Annotated in this window: 14 protein-coding genes; 4 read left to right on the top strand and 10 right to left on the bottom strand. The window is 51.4% G+C overall.

Annotation, left to right across the window (positions count from 1 at the left end):
* Nucleotides 1-17: 17 nt before the first annotated feature.
* The 8 genes from ACS18Q_RS12175 to ACS18Q_RS12140 form a co-directional block, all read right to left on the bottom strand.
* On the bottom strand, nt 18-1,013 hold the full coding sequence (locus ACS18Q_RS12175; RefSeq protein ID WP_286211224.1) for an ABC transporter ATP-binding protein: 996 nt from the start codon (nt 1,011-1,013) through the stop codon (nt 18-20).
* A 32-nt stretch (nt 1,014-1,045) separates the two neighbouring features.
* Nucleotides 1,046-2,029, bottom strand: a complete 984-nt coding sequence (locus ACS18Q_RS12170) for an ABC transporter ATP-binding protein (RefSeq protein WP_004729003.1) — start codon at nt 2,027-2,029, stop codon at nt 1,046-1,048.
* A gap of 2 nt (nt 2,030-2,031) precedes the next feature.
* Nucleotides 2,032-3,057, bottom strand: a complete 1,026-nt coding sequence (locus tag ACS18Q_RS12165) for an ABC transporter permease (protein ID WP_004729001.1) — start codon at nt 3,055-3,057, stop codon at nt 2,032-2,034.
* A 2-nt stretch (nt 3,058-3,059) separates the two neighbouring features.
* Nucleotides 3,060-4,046 carry an ABC transporter permease gene (locus ACS18Q_RS12160; RefSeq protein ID WP_143680367.1) on the bottom strand — a complete coding sequence of 329 codons (987 nt, stop codon included), beginning with the start codon at nt 4,044-4,046 and terminating at the stop codon, nt 3,060-3,062.
* 164 nt (nt 4,047-4,210) lie between these two features.
* Nucleotides 4,211-5,881, bottom strand: a complete 1,671-nt coding sequence (locus tag ACS18Q_RS12155) for an ABC transporter substrate-binding protein (RefSeq protein WP_004728998.1) — start codon at nt 5,879-5,881, stop codon at nt 4,211-4,213.
* 697 nt (nt 5,882-6,578) lie between these two features.
* Entirely contained in the window at nt 6,579-9,971 is a 3,393-nt protein-coding gene (locus ACS18Q_RS12150) for a response regulator (protein ID WP_143680368.1), read from the bottom strand.
* Nucleotides 9,972-10,169: 198 nt separating this feature from the next.
* Nucleotides 10,170-11,192, bottom strand: a complete 1,023-nt coding sequence (gene rsmC, locus ACS18Q_RS12145; RefSeq protein ID WP_441257119.1) for a 16S rRNA (guanine(1207)-N(2))-methyltransferase RsmC — start codon at nt 11,190-11,192, stop codon at nt 10,170-10,172.
* 95 nt (nt 11,193-11,287) lie between these two features.
* Complete coding sequence (locus tag ACS18Q_RS12140; RefSeq protein ID WP_172561636.1) at nt 11,288-12,373, bottom strand: AI-2E family transporter; 1,086 nt, start codon at nt 12,371-12,373, stop codon at nt 11,288-11,290.
* Nucleotides 12,374-12,448: 75 nt separating this feature from the next.
* Between ACS18Q_RS12140 and ACS18Q_RS12135 the strand changes: the two genes are divergently transcribed.
* Nucleotides 12,449-12,571: a hypothetical protein gene (locus tag ACS18Q_RS12135; RefSeq protein WP_004728990.1), complete on the top strand. Its 123-nt coding sequence runs from the start codon at nt 12,449-12,451 to the stop codon at nt 12,569-12,571.
* 95 nt (nt 12,572-12,666) lie between these two features.
* On the opposite strand, the gene hemL is transcribed toward ACS18Q_RS12135, so the two are convergent.
* Nucleotides 12,667-13,959: a glutamate-1-semialdehyde 2,1-aminomutase gene (hemL, locus tag ACS18Q_RS12130; RefSeq protein ID WP_004728988.1), complete on the bottom strand. Its 1,293-nt coding sequence runs from the start codon at nt 13,957-13,959 to the stop codon at nt 12,667-12,669.
* Between the two features lie 311 nt (nt 13,960-14,270).
* On the opposite strand from hemL, the gene erpA reads away from it, so the two are divergent.
* From erpA to ACS18Q_RS12115, 3 genes are all read left to right on the top strand, one after another.
* On the top strand, nt 14,271-14,612 hold the full coding sequence (gene erpA, locus ACS18Q_RS12125; protein ID WP_014204486.1) for an iron-sulfur cluster insertion protein ErpA: 342 nt from the start codon (nt 14,271-14,273) through the stop codon (nt 14,610-14,612).
* 95 nt (nt 14,613-14,707) lie between these two features.
* Entirely contained in the window at nt 14,708-15,808 is a 1,101-nt protein-coding gene (locus ACS18Q_RS12120) for an efflux RND transporter periplasmic adaptor subunit (protein ID WP_441257118.1), read from the top strand.
* Between the two features lie 9 nt (nt 15,809-15,817).
* The gene (locus tag ACS18Q_RS12115; RefSeq protein ID WP_441257117.1) at nt 15,818-18,898 is read left to right on the top strand and encodes an efflux RND transporter permease subunit; all 3,081 of its coding nucleotides are present in this window, start codon (nt 15,818-15,820) and stop codon (nt 18,896-18,898) included.
* 39 nt (nt 18,899-18,937) lie between these two features.
* Here the strand turns inward: ACS18Q_RS12115 and ACS18Q_RS12110 are convergent, their stop codons facing one another.
* Nucleotides 18,938-20,230, bottom strand: coding sequence for a peptidoglycan DD-metalloendopeptidase family protein (locus ACS18Q_RS12110; protein ID WP_014204489.1), 1,293 nt, complete (start codon nt 20,228-20,230; stop codon nt 18,938-18,940).
* Between the last annotated feature and the right edge of the window lie 90 nt (nt 20,231-20,320).

The raw sequence follows: 20,320 nt of genomic DNA, 5'->3' as shown, positions 1-20,320 counted from the left end.
GACGCAGGCGCTTGAACTTAGCTTTCGTACAAGTAACAACGGACAAAATGGTTGTCTGACAACTGGGTGACGCCGGGCAGTTGCTCGCGACATTTGTCGGAGGCGTGCAGGCAGCGTCCCGCAAACGGACAACCGACTGAATCGGGGGTCCAGAGTGGAATGTCTCCTTTGTTCCCTTTGAGCTTTTCGTGGATCGATTTTTTCGGGTCCGGCACCGCAGACACCAGCAGTTGTGTGTAAGGGTGTTGAGGATCGTGAATGATGGCTTCGGTGTCGCCCCATTCAACCATGTGGCCGACGTACATCACCGCGAGATCTTCGGCGATGTAACGCGCAGTCGCGATGTCGTGCGTGATGTACAGCAGCGACATTTGCTTCTCGAACTTCATCTCTTCCATCAGGTTCAAAACCCCTGCACGAATCGAGACGTCGAGCATGGACGTGGGCTCATCGGCCAACACCACTTCTGCACCGACTGCAATGTTCCGTGCGAGGTTGACCCGCTGACGTTGACCGCCGGAAAGTTGGTGCGGGTACTTTTCCGCAGTTTCTTTCGGTGGGATCAGGCCCACTTGTTCTAACAGGTCATAAACGCGTTCTTGTAACTCTTTTTTATTGCCGGGTTTGATCTTCTTGTGGATCAACAATGGGCGCGCAATGTGGTGAAAAATGGTGTGCGTTGGGTTGAGTGAGCCGAACGGATCTTGCCACACCATTTGCACGCCTTCGCGGTAATGCATTAGATCAGAGCGTGATTTGATCGTTTGAATGTCGCGGCCTTTGTACTCGATCTCGCCTGAGGTCGGGGCATACATTTTGGCGATCATTTTCGCGGTGGTGGATTTCCCCGAACCGGATTCACCCACCACGGACAAACCACGGCTTTTGTACATTTTGAATGACACGTCATTGATGGCGCGCATCATGGGTTGTTTGAGTGCGTTACTGTTGATCGGAAAATCCTTGACCAGATTTTTGCCTTCCACCAGTAGTTCGCCGAATTGTTTACTCATATTGGACTCCAGAAATTCTGTCTCTACCGGACTTACAGTTTCACTTGCGCAATGGGCTCACCATACAGGTGGCAGTTGGATAAACGTCCCGGCTCGATTTGACGCAGGCTGGTTGGGATCTTGGTACAGGTTTCGTGTACGCGATCGCAGCGTGCCTGAAAACGACAACCCTGTGGAATTTCCAGCAGGTTGAGCGGGTTCCCCGGAATGCCCGTTAGGCGAGTTTTTGGCCCGGTTAATGGTGGAAACGAACTGCCAAGGCCTTTGGTGTAGGGGTGATACGGGCTCTGCAGAATTTCTTTAGACGGCGCGACTTCAATCAGTTCTCCGGAATACATGATGCCGATGCGATCTGAGAATTCGACCATCAGCGACAAGTCGTGCGTGATGAACAAAATTGAAAAACCAAATTCTTCTTTCAGGGCGTAGATCTTTTGCAGGATCTCGCGCTGCACCACCACATCCAGTGCGGTGGTCGGCTCATCCATGATGATCATCTTTGGATTGAGCGCCAAAGCGATGGCAATCACCAGACGTTGACGCATGCCGCCGGAAAATTGGTGCGGATAGTCGTTCAAACGGCTAGGGTGAATGTCGACAATTTCCAGTAATCCTTCTGCACGACGTTTTGCTTGTTGGCGGTTCATGGTGGTGTGGCGCATGATCACATCGCAGAACTGCTCTTCCATGGTCAGAACCGGGTTGAGGGCGTTCATCGCACTCTGGAACACCATCGACATTTGGCTCCAGCGGAATGCCTGCATTTGGTCATCGCTGTATTTCAGAATGTCTTCACCGTTGAAAATAACTTCGCCACCAGTGATGAATGCGGGCGGCTTATGCAGGCGCATCAACGAGAATGCGACGGTCGATTTACCACAACCTGACTCGCCGGCCAGGCCAAACACTTCACCGGGAGCGATATCAAAGCTGACGTTATTGCAGGCGCGTACATCGCCTGCGTCGGTAATGTAATCCACACATAAGTTGCGGATCGAGATAAGTGGTGCTGTCATGATTATTTGTCTCCGCTCCAGATTGGGGTTTGTGGCGCAGGCTCAGGCTTACGCTCTTGCTTGTCTTGTGCGGCCAGTTTTTTCCAACGTTTCATGCCTTTGTGAGAACGCAATTGCGGGTTCGCAATTTCATCCACGGCGAAGTTCAGCAGTGCCAAACCAGTCACCAACAAGGTCAAGGAGATACATGGTGCCAAGAGTTCCCACCAAGCGCCGATTAGCATGGAAGAAGACGTTTGCACGTTGTAGAGCATGATGCCCCAACTGATGGTGTTCGGATCGCCTAGACCCAAGAACGAGATGGTGGCTTCCATCATGATGGCGTACATCACGGAACCGATGAAACTTGCGCCGACAATCGAGATGAGGTTCGGCAAAATTTCCACAAAGATGATGCGCCAGGAGGATTCGCCTAGGACTTCCGCCGCTTTCACAAATTCTTTTTCGCGCAGAGCGAGTGTTTGAGCGCGTACAACCCGAGCCCCCCAAGCCCACGAGGTACAGCCAATGATGAGGGAGATGGTTAATGGCCCAGCTTCCCCGATAAAGGCAGCCACCACAAACAGTAATGGGTATTGTGGAATCACCAGCATGATGTTCATGGCTGCGGTGAGGAAATCATCCACGCGTCCCCCGAAATAACCGGCTGACACCCCAATGACGGTGGCCAGAAAACACACGGTAATCCCGGCGCCAAATCCCACGGCCAGTGACACGCGAGCACCGTAAGCTACTTGTGACCACACGTCGCGACCCATCCGTGTCGTGCCTAAGGTGTGATCGGCTTTTTTCGACATCGCCAAAGTGCGGCGGTCGGTTGCCAGATTTTCAGCGACCCAACCCTCAGGGTTGGCTTTGGCCGCTTTCACGACAAATGCAGGGTATTCATGTGGGTTCCCTGTACGCTTATCGGGAGCATGCTTTGTGATCAGCGGGGCAGCGACAGCGATAAACAGGAAGATACTTAAAATGGTGACACCCACCATGGCGACTCGGTTGCCGCGCAGTAGTTTCCAAAGGGCTTTCATGATTATTTACCTCCTTTGCGCAGACGCGGGTCGAGTACGACGTACAACATGTCCGCCAGCAGGTTAAAGAACAGCATAAACAGTGTCATGATCAGCAATTGACCCTGCAGTACTTGATAGTCACGGGCTGTAATGGCGTTGAACAACACCGTACCGAGACCCGGATAGTTGAAGATGATTTCAATGATGAGCTGACCCCCAATCGCCATGCCCAACGACATGGAGAGGGCGGTGACACTCGGCAACAGCGCATTTCGCGCGGCGTAGTTAAAGACTACGCGGTTCTCGCTCAAGCCTTTACCTTTGGCCATCGTGATGTAGTCTTCGGCCAACAGGTTAATCATGTTGTTTCGCATGTTGACCAAAAAGCCGCCAATTTGGACCACTGACGCACAGACCAACGGGAGAATGGCGTGGTAGCCGACATCTTTGATGAAGGTCCAACTGGTCCAGTCTGGAATTGTTCCGGCGGTGTAGGCATAGCCTGTTGGGAACCAGCCTAAACCGATGGCAAACGTGAACATGGCCAGCATGGCGATCACCACTTGCGGTACCGCTTGGATCACCAACATGCCCGGCGTGATGAAGGTGTCATAGTGACTACCACGTTTCCAAGCCGCAAAAATGCCTAAGATGGAACCAATCGAAAAGGAAATGACCACCGCGGTGCCGGCAAGGAACAGCGACCAACCAAAGGCGCTACCGAGCAGTTCATTGACGCTTAGTGGATAAAATTTGATGGAGGTCCCCAGCTCCCAGCTGAAGATACTTTTCATATACGTGGCGTATTGCACGTACCAAGGGCCATCGACAAAACCGAGCAGCTTTTGCATCGCTTCGATTCGTTCTGGCGTTACTTGGGTTGTCGCGTTAGCAAACATCATGGTAACCGGGTCACCAGGCATTGCTCGCGGAATAACAAAGTTGAGTGTCGCAGCAACGATCAATGCGACAAAATAGAACGACAAACGTCTTAAAAAATAACCCATAACTCACACACCTTACTCACCCAGTTTGTTCCTGAATTGGCTTCAGGCCGCTCCTAGCGAAATTGAGAGCGAGAAATCCCCTAACGACGAGCGCCATATGGACAATGAAATCAGGGGATTTTTAATCAGCGGCGCACAATGGGTGCGCCGCAAAGATAGAACGCTTACTTAACTGGTTTTAGGTCCAGTACGTGCAGTAGACGCTCAGGGATACCAGCCCAAATGCTTGGACGGCCTTTTGGATTTTCTTCATTCCACCAACCTGTGAAACGCGTGGTGTTGTACTGATACATCCATGCACCAGACATCACAGGCACAGTCACTTGGTTTTCAGCGATGATCTTCTGAATGCCATGTGCGATTTCAACCTGCTCGTTCTTGTCTGCTGTTTTGTAGAAGCTGTCTAGCAGACCGTCCAGTTTGTTGTCAGTGAAGAAGTGCATCGCAAAGCGAGGCATGCCATCACCTTTCTGCAGTGCTGAGTTGTATGCACTGTTCCAGTAGGTGTATGGGTCTGCACCGTGGAAGTAGTTGGTGTACGCCACATCGTACGTTCCTTCCAGCATGGCTTGGTTGTAAACCGCAAATTCTGGTGTACGCGCTTTCGCTTTGATACCCACATCTTGCAATTGTTCAACCGCAAGCTGAACGGTGTTGTTGAAGTCAGTCCAACCATTTGGTGATTGAATCAGCAGTTCAAATGATTTACCTGATGGCGTTTCAACAAAGCCGTCGCCGTTGATGTCTTTGAAGCCCGCTTTTGCTAGCAGCGCTTTCGCACCGTCTACATCGTACGTGTTGAAGCCTTTGTACTTGTTATGAACTGATTCGTCAGACCAAGATTGGAAGGCGTAACCCAGACCTGATGCGAAGTCATTCACGGTACCGCCGCCGTAGAACGCGATATCAATGATGGTTTGACGATCGAGTGCCATTGAGAATGCACGACGGAAATCAACATTGTTCAGCGCTTCTTTTTTCGCTGGGTCAGCGTTTTTGAAGTTCACGACGAACGATTGTGTCCCTGCCGCTGGATACCAGTAATGGTGATTCTGGTTCGCTGCTGCGTAGGTACGGTCGATGTCTGGGACGAATGATGATGTCCAGTCGAGTTCTGAGTTAACAATTTTACCCAAGAGTTGGTCGTTGTTTGCGATTTGTGGCACGCGCAGACAATCCACGGCTAGGTTGGCAGAATCCCAGTAATTCGGGTTACGGCACTGAATGTAAAGCTGTGGTGTAAAGGTATCGATAACCGTAAATGGACCTGTACCTACCGGATTCTCGTTCGTAAATGTGGTTGGATCTTTGACGTCTTTCCAAACGTGCTCTGCCACAATCGGCACCTGAGCAATTTCGTAAGGAACGTTAGAGTTCGCTTCCGTCAAACGGAAACGGACTTTGTAATCATCCAATTTTTCTACGCTGGTGACCCAGTTGTTGATACCGCGCTGATCAAGCTCAGGCTTGTTTTTCAGCAGGTTAAACGAGTAAACCACATCGTTTGCTGTGAATTTTTGGCCATCTGACCATTTCACACCTTTACGGATGTCGAACGTCACACTCATCAGATCGTCAGACATCTTGTAGTTTTCAGCCAGGCGCATCACCGGAGTGTTGCCATGCATTTCGTTAAATACAACCAACGGCTCATAGATGAAGTCGGTGGTGGTACGTAGGTTTGTGGCTAGGTACGGGTTGAAGTTACGCACCATGGTAGGGTAGAAATCAGGCACGATGGTTAGCTCGCTACGGGCAAATGCCGGAGCTGAAACGCTGGTTGCTGCAGCAATAACTGCGGCTGCAAGTGCGGTTTTCTTAATATTGGCAAGCATAGCTGTTCCTTACTATTTGCTTTTATTTCACAAATGGAGTCGAGTGCTATCGTATTGAACAACACTCACAAGGACCTACCTCATTGAAGTGTTATGCGGTCGGAGGTGCCGGATAACATGAGTGGCCTGTAGGCCTTTGACAGGGGTAAGGAAACACCTTGTCAGGAAATTTATCAATTTCAATTCCCGTCAAAAACGTCAAAACCCAAGGGTGCGTTGTTATAAACGTCAAAATTGACTAAAAAAGTCTCATGGTGAGTAAAAAATAAGCGCAGATCGATATCACATAAAATCCACTTTAACACGGGGTGAGTTAGTGTTTGCTAACGCTTTGTGTATTGTTGTTTGTGGGTTTGTTCCTGTTTTTTTATTAGTGAGATCTTGCTCACTGCTCGTTTGAGATAGAAATTTTTTGTTGGAAATTAAATCTGGCGAATTGTTGTGATTCGTTTCGCAAAGTTGTTCATACACTCCGTTTGAAGCGGCATTGAACACCGTATTCGCGCGGACCTTGACGTTTTTAGAGGGGGAAGCGCGGCGCGACAAATGGGTTTATTTTACGGGTAAAAGGAAGCACGCATGATGAAGTTTTGCCCGGTTATTCGAGCCAATCTGGTGCGGCCAGAATGCGACTAGGATGCGGCGTGTCGGCCATAAAAAGCCCGTCAAGTGACGGGCTTTGTCGGCAGCAGTGCGGTTATTCTGACGTCAGTAGCTTTTGTAACTTATCCCGTTGCACTTCAATGTAAGTGCGTTCTGGTCCTTGTTCCTGGCAGTGATCCAGAATGTAATCTAACGAGTTAAGCACGGTGCGCCAGCGCGGCGTTTTAGGCAGTGTTTCGATACGCAGGTATTTGTCGAGTGTTCGAGTTTGCAGCGTACTGCGATCGAGGTAGACGCGCCACAGTCCACTTTGTTCAGCAAAGGTGAACTTGCTTTGACCGGAGACTCTTTCCCAGTAGTTGAGGGCGGAGGTCATGGCATCGACCAGAACAGCACGCATCAACTCTTGTTTGGATTGGCCGTCACCGGAGGCTTTGTCGGCTAAGCGTGTGAATTCTCCGCCCAGCTCTTTGAGCTGTTGCAATTTATCTTTGTCACCGTCAAACGCGTAACTTGATAGGGCTTCAACCGCCGTTTCAAGGTTGTGGATGCGCGCCGCGTTAATGTTACCGCCGACATTAAAGATATACATCGCTTGCAATCCGGCACCTTTGGGCAGACGCAAGACATCGGCGTTCACGTGTTGGCGCGTGTCGTCGATGAAGATGTCGACATTGCCACAATAGTGATCCTGTTCGACCAACAAGTATTTTTGCGCAATCAATTCGTCAGCGTTGGAGCGTTTGAGCTGTTCCTGACTGCGTTTAAACAGGCGCGCTGCGGCGTCATTGGCAAAGCGAACTTTGTTATCTTCCCGAATGCACACAATCGCTTCTGGCGCTGATTCCAGCTGTTCCAGCAGTCGGCCTTGTGTTTCCAGCAAGCTTGCTTCCACCATGGCGCGATGTTTGAGTTCTTTTTGCAGTTCCGCGTTCTCAAGGCGACGTTGTTCCGCTTTACTTGCGGTCAAGTGCGCGACGATACGGGCGGCTAATTCCTGCTTATTGAACGGTTTGGATAGATAATCGTTGGCGCCGGCTTCAAAGCCGCGCACTCGGTCATCGGATTGATTGAGCGCGGTGAGCATGATGACTGGCAACGCTGCATGATCGTACGTTTTACGCAGCTCTTCACACACCTGATAGCCGCTCATGCCGGGCATCATGATGTCCAGTAGCAACAATTCAGGTTTCTCTTCTGCGACGGCCTGCAGGACTTCGTTTCCATCCTGAGCGGTGCGCACGCGATAGCCTTCAAGACGCAGGAAGCTATCGAGCACGCGTAAGTTCACCGGCTCATCATCAGCCACCAAGAGCAACGGCCCGGTTGGATTCTCCGGAATGCTGTGATGGTCTGGCAGATCCAGTTCAGTCAATTCAGGCGCTTGGAAGTGCGGTTGTTGCGTCAACTGCGCTTGGGCGATTTCGTCGTCAGAGGCCATCGGCAGTGTGAAGCTAAACGTCGTTCCGACCATGGGTTGACTGCTGACATACAGCGACCCTTGCATCAGCTCGATCAACTGACGGCTGATCGAGAGGCCCAGTCCGGCCCCTTGGCGGTAGCGACTGGTGTCGTGCCCGGCTTGAATCAGGGGTTCGAAAATATGTTCCAATTGCTCTGCCGGAATCCCTTGTCCGGTATCCACCACTTGTACGCGAATGTGTTGGTCAACGCGAGTGGCAGAAATGACAATCTTGCCTTCGGAGGTGTATTTGATCGCGTTGCCAATCAAGTTGTACAACACTTGCTCAAGACGCTGCGCATCAGCAGAGACCCATACCGGCGCTTCTTCTGCGACCTGATTGATGATGCGAATCTGTTTTTTACCCAACAGGTGATTTGACAGCTCCAAAACCAAACGTGTGGCATTAGAGAGATTGACAGCCGTGCGATGAATATCCAGATTGCCATAACGCATTTTGTGGTAATCGAGTAGGTCATCGACCAGTGTGGCCAAACGTTGCCCGCTGCTGATGATGATGTCGAGTTGATACTTATGCGCAGCGTTGATTGGGCCATTGGCGCCGGAGGTCAGTGCTTCGGCAATCCCGATCATGCCATGCAGTGGGGTTCGCAGCTCATGGGATGTTGTGGCCAGAAACTCATCTTTGAGTTTGTTGGCCAGTTGCAACTCATCATTCTGTTTACGGATGACCTGAATGTTGCTTTCGAGCTCTTTATTCTGCGCCTTAATCAGCTGCATTTTTTCGCGAATCGAGCGCTGCATGCGTTCAAAACTGACCGCCAGTCGTCCAATTTCATCACGCCGATCGGTGTTGATCATGGTTTCATCTAAATCACCAGCCGACACGCGTTCAGCGGCCCATGTCAGTTTTAGCAGGGGGGAGGTGATGAAATTCGATAGGTAATGTGAGGCAATCACCACCAAAATAATGGCAGTCAGCATCGCGAAGATGAACAGTTTTTCCAGTTGACGAATGCGTGCGAAAGCTTCTTTTTCAGGCAGTTCGACCACCAAGGCCCAATGCAGATCCTTGAGATTGATCGGCGCGTACGCGGCGATGGTTTTCTCGTCATCAAGGTTGGTGTACGTGCCGACGGATCGGCTGCCATTGAGTGCCCAATCAATCACTTGCGTACTTTTATCGATTTCCGGTTGATCATAAGCCAGCGTGCGTGAACGATGATCCTGACCGACCAATAACGTGCGCATCGATGACGTGGTGTTGGTGTCTGCGATCAGTTTGGTGATGCCGTTGTTGGGTAAACGGAACATGGCGTAGCTGTGCAGATAGCCTTGTTGAATAATGGGCGCGCCCATCCAAGCAAATTGACGGCCTTGTTCATCGACAAAGTCCGACAACACCACTGGTGTGTAATCTTCGTTGGTTTTTCGATGCTCACTGACTTGCTGTTCCAACTGGCGGAAGGTTTGCCCCAAGTTACTGTCTTTGAATCGCCCCGTGAGCAAGTTGGTGCCGTAGTTCTCACGTTTGTAGATGGAATACACCACGTTGCCGGTGATATCGACCAACAGGATGTCATCAAAGTCGGACCGTTTGAGTAGCTCGAGATAGGCCCAATGGTAGCGTTTGTGCAGGAGGCGATAGCGCTCACTGCCGACATAACTGCTCGATTCTGGTAGCACGGAGGTTTTGACTTCATCACCAGAACCGGTGACGTAACGCTGCTGTGCATGCTCTCGTGCTTGGTCGATATCAACGCCTAAGCGTTGAAATGCGTTCACTAAACCATAGAAACGCCCGCCACTGGCGTAAGCCAGTTCTGAGCGAACAAAGCCCATGACTTCAGACTCTTTCGCGCTGAGGTAGTCGATGACTTGCTGTTGCTTCGTATCACGGACCGAAAGAAGGTGCGATGTGCTTTGTTCCTGAAGATCTTTACTGTGAGATTGAAGGAAAAAAATCGCCGTCACCGTCAATGGGGTGATGCTAAGAACCAAGAACGCGAGCATGAGGGTATTTTGCAGGCGCTTAAACTTTTGCTTCCGATTGAACCTAAACATAGAAAAGGCGTTACTTTGATAGCACCGGCTCTTTGCGGTGAGTCAGTGGCGTGGTTGATTAGAATGAACTGAAATAACGAAATTAACGAGTTTTTTTACTTTGACAAGTAAGTTGGGTTCAAAGCGTGGGCATGGACGCACTTTTCGGCAAAATGGGAGAGAAATCACCGTTAAAAACGGCAATTTCTCTCTATTCACTTATTTGTGAGCGTGATAGATGGTGAATTTATTGGTCTTATTTAACGTCTCACAATTACCAAATGCCTGTTCGATGATCGGCGGATATTTGAGGAAACTGTTGGCAACCACAACCAGTTGGCCTTGACGTTGAAGATGCGCAGGTGCTTTTGCCAGTAATGTCTCTGTGGCGTTGTAGCTGGTATCCAATCCGGCATGGAACGGTGGATTGGTGACAATGAACTGATAGTCAGACGCCGTGTCGGAGTATACATCCGACGCAAATACTCGGCCTGAGAGGCCGTTGGCCGCGAGGGTTTCTTGGCTCGAACGAATCGCCAACGCGCTGATGTCGCACATTTCCAATGCAATGCTGGGATAGAGCATGGCCATCACACCGCCGAGAACGCCGGCACCACAGCCAAAATCGAGCACTTTGCCTTGCAGGGGCGGGAGCGTATCGAGTAGCAGACGGCTGCCCATGTCAAACTCACCATGGCTAAAGACGCCCGGCAGGCTGCGCACGGTGAGGGTATGGTGGTGATACTGCACCGTGTAAGATTTGAACCATTCGTCGAGAATAAATGGTTTCACTGCCTGCGTACATTGACCCCAATAAAAGGAGCAGCGGCGCGCTGAGTCATATTTGTTGATCGGACCATACGCAGCAAACATCTTTTCAATGCTTTTGACGCCAGAGCGATTTTCACCCACCACGACGATTTCGGTGTTTTCCCCCAACTTGGCCATCAGCATGGCGAGCAGGTATTCCGCTTCCAGCTTGGCTTTGGGCCAGTACAGCAGCACCATGTCGGCATGGACGTCATCCACCAATTCGGCACCAAAGTAACAGTGAAGCGCGGATTTGCCGTGTAATTGGCGGTAATAACCATAGTTGGTGGTAAAGACCGACACGGAGGCGCAGTGTTTGGCCAGTTCCAGTGGGAACAAATCTTCGGCTTCACCCGCAACCAAGACGTGTTTACCTTCGAAGTAGGCCAACTGACGCTGTGCAATTTGGCTCGGCGCGATGTAATTCGACATAACAGACTCGACACAAAATAGGGGGGCTAATTTTCGCATAATCAGCCCAGTGCTTGAAGTGCTTTTATCCTTCGGGTAAGGCTTAGAATGGCGGTTTAGCTGTTGTCTTGACGGTTTAAGAACCCTTTAAATTCTTCTTCATAGATATTGAACAGCACCATGGTGATGGCAAAGATCAGTGGGCCGTAGATCAAGCCAATCAAACCGAACAACTGAATCCCGCCCAGTAGTGAAAAGAAGATCATCAGCGTGTTCATGCCTGCGCTGCCCTGCATCAGGAACGGACGCAGCAGGTTGTCGATGGAACCGACCACTGCCACACTCCACACGCCAAGGAAGATGGCCCACGTGGTGTCGCCAATGAGAAACAGATAAATCGTCGCAGGAATCCAGATCAGCGCCGTCCCGACCAACGGAATGAAAGACGCAAAGCCCATCATGGTGCCCCAGAAGAGGCCCGGGAATCCGGCCATCCACATGCCGAAACCGCCGGCCGCACCTTGTGCGATGGCGGTCAGAAACGATCCCATCACTGCCGATTTCGAGACTTGTTCGATTTCCGACAGCAGTTTGTCTTCTTGGCTGCGAGACAGCGGCAGAATATGACGAATGGCGGTGATGATTTTGTCGTGATCGCGCAGCAGGAAAAACAGCACAAACAGCATCAACAAAAAGTTCATGATGAAGTTGGTGGCGTCGCCGAGTATTTTGGCGCTGATGCCAACCAGATTGCTCCCAAACGAGGTGGCCAATTGGCCGACTTTTTGCGCAATCTGCTGCGGTTGGATTTCATCAAATGGCAGGTAATGGTTCGCAAGCGAGAGACCTTTCACCACCCAAGGATGGTTGAAAACCGTTTGAATGCCGCCGTGCGTGACCCATTGATAGACATTTTGCGAGAATTTAGAGCCCTGTTGGACGATTGCCCCAAACACAAACAGCAGTGGAATCACGATGATGAAGGTCAGAATAATACACGATAGTAGCGAGGCCAGATTCTTGTGTGATGGCAGTTTGGCTTCGAGTTTCTCATGGATTGGGAACATCAGAAGTGAGATGATAAATGCCATCACAATCGAGTTCACGTAAGGCTTGACCAGTAAATAGCAGGTAAACGCCGCAGCCAATAAGGCAACGATCAAAACCCAGTGACTGGAGGAGATTTTCAGTTTGTCAGGCACGGTAGTGGTCCCATGTGATCATCAATTGGGTTTATAATGGCCGCATTTCAGGCGGTTAGCAATGAGGAGCAGAAAATGGGATGTTGTGATAACGATAAAGGCTGCGAGCAGACGTCATCCAAGCGCCGTCGTATCCCTTGGCTGGGCGTTGTGATCGCCATTTTGGTGATCTTGGTGGCGGTGAACTGGCAAGCATAACGTCAGTCATGTGCTCACACGAGGCTTTGACGCTGAAAAGCGTTCAAGCACAAAAAAGGCTGCGTCGGCAGCCTTTTTCGTGTCTCGCAGCTTGCTTATGCTTCTGCAGCCATGATCGCAAAACTGCGTTCGGCAGCTTCCAACGTGGCTTCAATCTCTTTAGAACCGTGTGCCAGAGACGTAAAGCTCGCTTCAAAGGCTGATGGTGCCAAGTAAACACCGTGTTTCAGCATCAGGTGGAAGAAGCGTTTAAAGCGTTCAACGTCACATTGGGTCACGTCTTCGAAGCACGTGACGCTGGTTTGGTCCGTGAAGAAGAAACCGAACATCCCGCCAACTTGGTGAACCAACAGCGGAATCCCGTGGCGGTCGGCCATCTCTTTAAAGCCATCAGCCAGTTGTTTGGTTTTCGCCGCAAGGCGTTTTTCGTTGCCTTCTTCTTTCAGCAGAGACAGACATGCATAACCTGCTGCCATTGCAATCGGGTTGCCAGACAGTGTCCCTGCTTGATAAACCGGACCGGTTGGCGCGATGTATTGCATCACGTCACGACGACCACCAAATGCGCCGACTGGCATGCCGCCGCCGATCACTTTGCCCAGTGTGGTTAAGTCAGGTTTGATGTTGTAATGCGCTTGAGCACCGCCCAACGCGACGCGGAACCCGGTCATCACTTCATCGAAAATCAGCAGCGCGCCTTCTTGGTCACAGATTTCACGCAAGCCTTCATGGAAGCCTTCAACGGGTGGAATACAGTTCATGTTGCCTGCCACGGGTTCAACGATGATGCACGCAATCTCACCTGGATTGGCGGCAAACAGCGCGCGAACTGAGTCGAGATCATTAAAACGGGCGGTAAGCGTGTATTTTGCGAAATCCGCTGGAACGCCGGGAGAGCTCGGTTGGCCCAGCGTGAGGGCACCTGAGCCAGCTTTCACAAGCAGGCTGTCTGCGTGACCGTGGTAACAGCCTTCAAATTTGATGATTTTGTCGCGGCCAGTAAAACCGCGCGCTAGGCGAATAGCACTCATGGTCGCTTCTGTACCCGAGTTCACCATACGCAGCTGTTCCATGGATGGCACCAGTTCTGACACCAGTTCAGCCATCGCGATTTCCATTTCAGTGGGGGCACCAAAGCTCAACCCACGATTGGCAGCATCAATCACCGCTTCACGAATCACCGCGTGGTTGTGACCGAGGATCATCGGACCCCATGAACCGACATAATCAATGTACGCTTTACCATCAGCATCAAAAATCAGCGCGCCGTCTGCACGGTCAACAAAGATTGGAGAACCGCCAACGCCATTAAATGCGCGTACAGGAGAGTTTACGCCTCCCGGGATTCTTGTTTGTGCCTTTTGATAAAGATCTTCTGATTTGGTCATGGATAGTTCCTCTTTATGATTGCTCGGACCAATGTGGCCAGCATTGTACGCTGATGCGGCGCGAGACGAAATCTTTTCCCCGATTTTCTGAGCCCATTCACAGAGTCATTCATTTGATTCGAGGTAAAAAAAGACCATTGAATGATTCGCAGCGATGATGGTTCGGGCTGAGAGATAGCGAAATTCAGGCTAATACTTGAACGGACAAGTCAGGTATTAGATAATCGTCACAAATCACAATTAGACAGACCCGACGCAGAGCCTGAGATGACTTGAGCGGCTGGGCACAGACACGAGTGAGAGAGGTCGTCGTGAGCGATATAAATGTACCATTATCTTTTTCCGATGCAGCGGCAACACGCGTGAGAGCGTTGATCGCTGAAGAAGAAAATCCAGCACTGAAACTGCGCGTGTATATCACCGGCGGCGGTTGCAGCGGTTTCCAATACGGTTTTACGTTTGACGAAAACGTCAATGATGGTGACACCACGATCGAAAACAGCGGCGTAACCTTAGTGGTTGACCCGATGAGCCTGCAATATCTCATCGGTGGGGTGGTTGATTACACGGAAGGACTGGAAGGGTCTCGTTTCTTTGTCAACAACCCGAACGCAACCACAACTTGCGGCTGCGGTGCATCGTTTAGTGTCTGACATCAGACCATAGATGCCAAAGTCAGTCGCCTTCAGCGGCTGACTGTCCTACGTATAAGGCGGTTGCGTAGGGATATAAGTATAAAGGATTATTTATGTCTCACCCTACGTCGGGCCGCTTGTCCGTGGGTCACTTTCTGACCCAACGTCCTTGGCTTTTTTCTGCCTATCTTATTGGTCTTCTCGCTGCTTGGCTTAGTCTTGGGGCGTTAAACGCCGAAGAGCGCCGAGAGCCCAACGCCGACACCATTCCCCTTGCGCGTGTGTTGTATCAAACCTTCGTCGCGCAGCCCACCGACAAAAAAATCGAACTCTACGGCCGAACCGCGCCGAATCGTCAGGTGCGTCTGGCGGCGGAGTTTGGTGGCCGAATTCAAGCGTTACTGGTCGAGAAAGGTCAAGCCGTGACACAAGGCCAAGTCATTGCGCGTATTGAAACGGGTGATTTGGCGGCGCAACTGGCACGCGCTCGCGCGCAACTTCGTGTACGTGAGCAAGAGTATCAGGCGGCGAAGTCGCTCAAAAATCGAGGCCTACAAGGCGAGGTCGCCTACACCAATGCGCTGGCGGCGCGAGCGGATGCCAACGCTGAACTCAGTCGCGTTGAACTCGCCTTGCGCCATACCCAAGGGCGCGCGCCATTTGATGCAGTGGTTGAGTTGTTACCTGTTGAACACGGTGATTATGTTGGTATTGGCGATCCGATCGCGACGCTGATTGAACTCAATCCGTTGGTCATCGAAGCCGATGTCAGTGAACGTCACATTCAACATTTAGCGGTGGGGCAAAGCGCGCGAGTGCGATTGATGGATGGCATGCTGCTCGATGGCACCATTCGCTATTTGGCTCGAGTGTCCGATCCAGCCACCCATACCTTTGCGCTGGAAATCACCGTTCCCAATCCGCGTGATGCGATGCCTGCGGGGGTGAGTGCGGAAGTAGAATTAGCGCTTGCCACGCAACCGGCGGTCAAAGTCACACCGGCGATGCTCGCGCTGGATGCAGAAGGTAATCTTGGGGTGAAAACCTTGGTTGCAGACACGGTCCACTTCGTGCCCATTCAGTTGGTGAAAGCAGAACAAGATGGCGTGTGGCTGACGGGGCTTGGCGATCAGGTCAAGATTATTACGCGTGGGCAAGGCTTTGTGCGCGACGGCGATCGTGTCATTGCGGTTCAGCAACTGGTGACCCCGTAGGAGCGCGCGATGTTTACATTGATTGATGCCGCGCTGTCTCGCGCGCGAACCATGTTGACGTTGCTGGTGTTTATTCTGGCAGCGGGTGTGCTGACCTACCTGACCATTCCCAAAGAGTCCAGCCCGGACATCACCATTCCCATCATTTATGTTTCGGTCACTCACCAAGGCATCTCCCCCGATGATGCGGAGCGACTGATCGCCCGTCCACTGGAGCAAGAATTACGCGCCATCGAGGGCGTGAAAGAGATGACGGCCAATGCCGCGGAAGGGTATGCCTCAATTGTGTTGGAGTTCAATGTTGGCGTTGATCTCACGAAAGCGATGGCGGACGTGCGTGAAGCCGTTGACCTCGCCAAACCGAAGTTGCCGGCAGACAGCGATGAACCGATTGTCAATGAAGTGACGTTGGCGTCCGAGCAGCCTGTGCTGTCGGTGGTGTTATACGGCACGGTGCCTGAGCGTGGGATCGTGCAGATCGCTCGAGCGCTGCGCGATAAGCTGGAAAGCTATCGCCAAGTGTTGGAAGTGGATATTGCTGGCGATCGCGAAGACATTGTGGAGATCGTGGTCGATCCGTTGCTGATGGAGAGCTACGGCTTGGATCAGGGGGACATCTACAATCTCATCGCACTCAATAATCGCGTAGTGGCCGCGGGCTTTGTCGATACCGGCTATGGGCGCTTTTCGGTCAAAGTCCCCTCGGTGTTTAACTCGTTAAAAGATGTGTTGGAGCTGCCCGTCAAGGTGGAGGGCAAGCGGGTGATCACGTTTGGCGATATCGCCACCGTGCGCCGTGCGTTTCGCGATCCGGAAAGCTTTGCCCGTCTTGATGGCAAATCGGCGGTGGTTCTGGATGTAAAAAAAAGAGCGGGTGAGAACATCATCGACACCGTGGCGCTGGTGAAAACCGTGATGCATGAAGCGCAAAAGCGTGAAGATTGGCCGAACAACTTGCTGGTGAAATACACTTGGGATGAGTCGAAAGATGTGCAGTTGATGCTAAACGATCTGCAAAATAACATCCTGTCAGCAATCCTGTTGGTGGTCATCGTCATCATTGCCATTTTAGGCGTACGCACCGCGTTTTTGGTGGGGGTGTCGATTCCCGGTTCGTTTTTAACCGGATTGTTGGTGCTGTCGGTGTTTGGTTTGACCGTCAATATTGTGGTGCTGTTTTCACTCATTATGGCGGTTGGCATGCTGGTGGACGGTGCGATTGTGGTGACGGAGTTTGCCGACCGGCGCATGCAAGAGGGCATGCCCCGCGGTGAAGCGTACCGCGATGCCGCCAAGCGCATGGCATGGCCGATTACCGCCTCGACCGCTACCACGTTGGCCGCGTTTGCGCCGCTGCTGTTTTGGCCGGACATCACGGGCGAATTCATGAAGTTTCTGCCGCTGACGCTGATTGCCACGTTGGCCGCCTCACTGGTGATGGCCTTGCTGTTTGTGCCGGTGCTGGGCAGCCTGATGGGAAGGCCGCAGCACGTCTCACCACAAGAGCAGGCACGCATGATTGCGTTGCAAAATGGCGAGTTCGATCAAGCCACAGGCCTGACCAAACTTTATTACCTAACATTGTCATTGGCCATTCGTCACCCACTCAAAATACTGCTGGCTGCCATGGTGATGGCGGCAGCGGTCGGTGTGACCTATGCGAAAGCGGGATTGGGCGCGGAGTTTTTCCCCGAAGTCGACCCGCCATTCTTTACCGTCAAAGTGCGCTCTTATGGCGATTTGTCGATTCAGGAAAAAGACACCATCATGCGAGACATTGAGCAGGTGATGCTTGGCCACGATGAGTTTGAAAGTGTCTACACGCGCACGGGGGTGGAGGACGGGATTGGTCAGATTCAAATCACACCGGTTGACTGGCAGCATCGGCGCAAAGTAAAGACCATCATTGAGGAACTCAAACAGGTCACGGATCAATTCGCTGGCGTTGAGATTGAATATAAGTTTCCCGATGCCGGTCCTCCAAGTGAACACGATTTGGTGATCGAACTGTCGGCTCGTAACGCCGATGAGCTGAATGCGGCAGCCACACAGGTTCGGGCTTGGGCTGATGCCAATCCGGCGTTCACCAACATCAGTGATAGTGGCAATAAACCGGGCATTGATTGGCGAATCGACATTCGCCGCGACGATGCGTCGCGTTTTGGCGCGGATGCGACGTTGGTCGGCAATACGGTGCAGTTTGTCACCAATGGATTGAAAATTGGTGACTATTTGCCCGATGATGCCAATGAAGAAGTCGATATTCTGGTACGTTATCCCACAGCGCAGCGGGACATTGGTCGGTTTGATCAGCTGCGAGTGAAAACGCCCGCGGGACTGGTTCCGATCACCAACTTTGCGGCCATCAAGCCGGATCATAAGCAAGACACCATCAAGCGCGTCGATGGTCGTCGCGTCATTCATGTGATGGCCGATCTAAAGGAAGGGTATAACCTCGCATTGATGTTGCCCAACATCGAACATGCTTTGGCTGAACTCGCCTTACCGGACAGCGTTGAGTTTCGTTTGCGCGGGCAAAATGAAGAGCAGGAGCACTCGGCGGCGTTTTTGCAGTCGGCGTTTGTGGTGGCCTTGGTGGTGATGGCGCTGATCTTGATCACACAGTTCAATAGCTTTTATCAGGCCTTTTTGATCCTCAGTGCCGTGTTGTTTTCGACGGTGGGCGTCTTTGCTGGTTTATTGATTTTCCACAAACCGTTTGGCGTAATCATGTCGGGGATTGGTGTGATTGCGCTGGCTGGGATTGTGGTCAACAACAACATTGTACTGATCGACACCTATAATCAGCTGCGCAAACGAGGATTGAATCCACAAGAGGCGATTTTGCGCACAGGTGTGCAGCGTCTGCGTCCGGTGATGTTGACGACGATCACCACCATTTTAGGCCTGTTACCGATGGTGTTGGAAATGAACATTGACCTCATCCATCAGAAGATTGAATTTGGCGCACCGAGCACGCAATGGTGGTCACAGCTGGCGACGGCGGTGGCGGGAGGATTGGCGTTTGCCACGCTGTTAACCTTGGTGTTGACGCCGTGTCTGTTGATGCTGGGACGCGAGAAAAAATAAACCGAAAAAAAACCGAAGCAAGCTCCGGTTTCTCTGGTGTTAGTTTTTGGCGTACAGCAATTCACTGTAGCGTGAAAGCTTTTGCAACCGAATGTGCGCGTTGGCAATGAAGGTGTCTTTGGCCTTGCCGTTCAACGATTTGGATTGTGGCAGTGCAACCGTGCGCGGGTTTTTGTGTACGCCGTTGACCAAGAATTCATAGTGCAAGTGTGGGCCGGTGACGCGTCCGGTGCCCCCCAGTGTGCCGATCACTTGCCCCTGTTTGACGCGTTGACCGGTTTTCACCGTGCGGCGTGTCAAGTGTAGGTACTTGGTGATGTAAGTGTTGCTGTGACGAATGAATACGTAGTTCCCGTTGAATTGGTTGTAACTCGATTTTTCGACAATGCCATCGCCCGCGGCCCAAATCGGCGTGCCGACTGGTGCTACATAATCCGTGCCTCGGTGCGCTTTAACTTGGCCGGTCACGGGGTGCAGACGGTTTGGGTTGAAGTTGGACGACACACGGCGAAAATCGAGGGGGGAACGCAGGAAGGCTTTTTTCATCGCCCGACCGTTTTCATCATAATAATTGCCCGTATTGTCATCCAAAATTGCAGTAAACGTGGTGCCTTGGTTGGTGAACATTGCAGCGATGATGTTACCGCGGCCAATCACTTCTCCTTCTACCACTTTTTCTTGATACAACAGTTTGAAGTTGTCTCCCGCGCGAATGTCGAGTGCAAAGTCGATATCCCAACCGAAAATTCCCGCCAATTCCATGATTTGGTTTGCGGTCAGCCCCGCGCCCATCGCGGCATTCCAGAAGTTTGAACTGATGTCGGCTTCGGCGTAGTTGTATTGATAGAAAATCTCTTTCTTATCAAAAGCTGAGGTGTAGCCAGATTCAGCTTTTGTGATGGAAAATGTTTCGTAGGCGCTGAGTTTTCGTTTGAGTTGAATCAGGTCATTGTTTTCATCAAAGCCAAATTGCAGTTCATCCCCCGGCCTTAAACGCGACAACTGATGGTTGATCTCGCTATTGCTGGACGTCAGTGCATACAACTGGCGAGCGGAGAGGCCGATACGTTGAAATAACACCGCCGCACTTTCACCCGCGTGAACCGTGTGTTTTTCCCAACGCAAAATGGCAGAAGGTAAAATGGTGGAACCGGGAGAGAGCGCTTCACTATTGATAGCAAGCGGATAATGGCGGCCAACTTCCAGTCGGTTGGAATCGTTTCTCAGATCCTCCGGATTCGGCAGAAAAAACAGGGCGACGACAATCAACGCGCTGAATAGGGCGATTAAGGCCCGATGAATCCACGGAAGACGAGCAAAAATAGAATGCATACTCGGGTTCGTTCAATGATTAATTAACAAAAACGCTAGTTCGTTAGTCTAACTGGTTTCAAAATTCATCGCTATTCAAGTAAGATGTCG

This window comes from Vibrio sp. Vf1514, from assembly GCF_052076135.1.
GTDB lineage: Bacteria > Pseudomonadota > Gammaproteobacteria > Enterobacterales > Vibrionaceae > Vibrio > Vibrio furnissii.
This window is presented reverse-complemented; position numbering and strand designations above follow the sequence as displayed.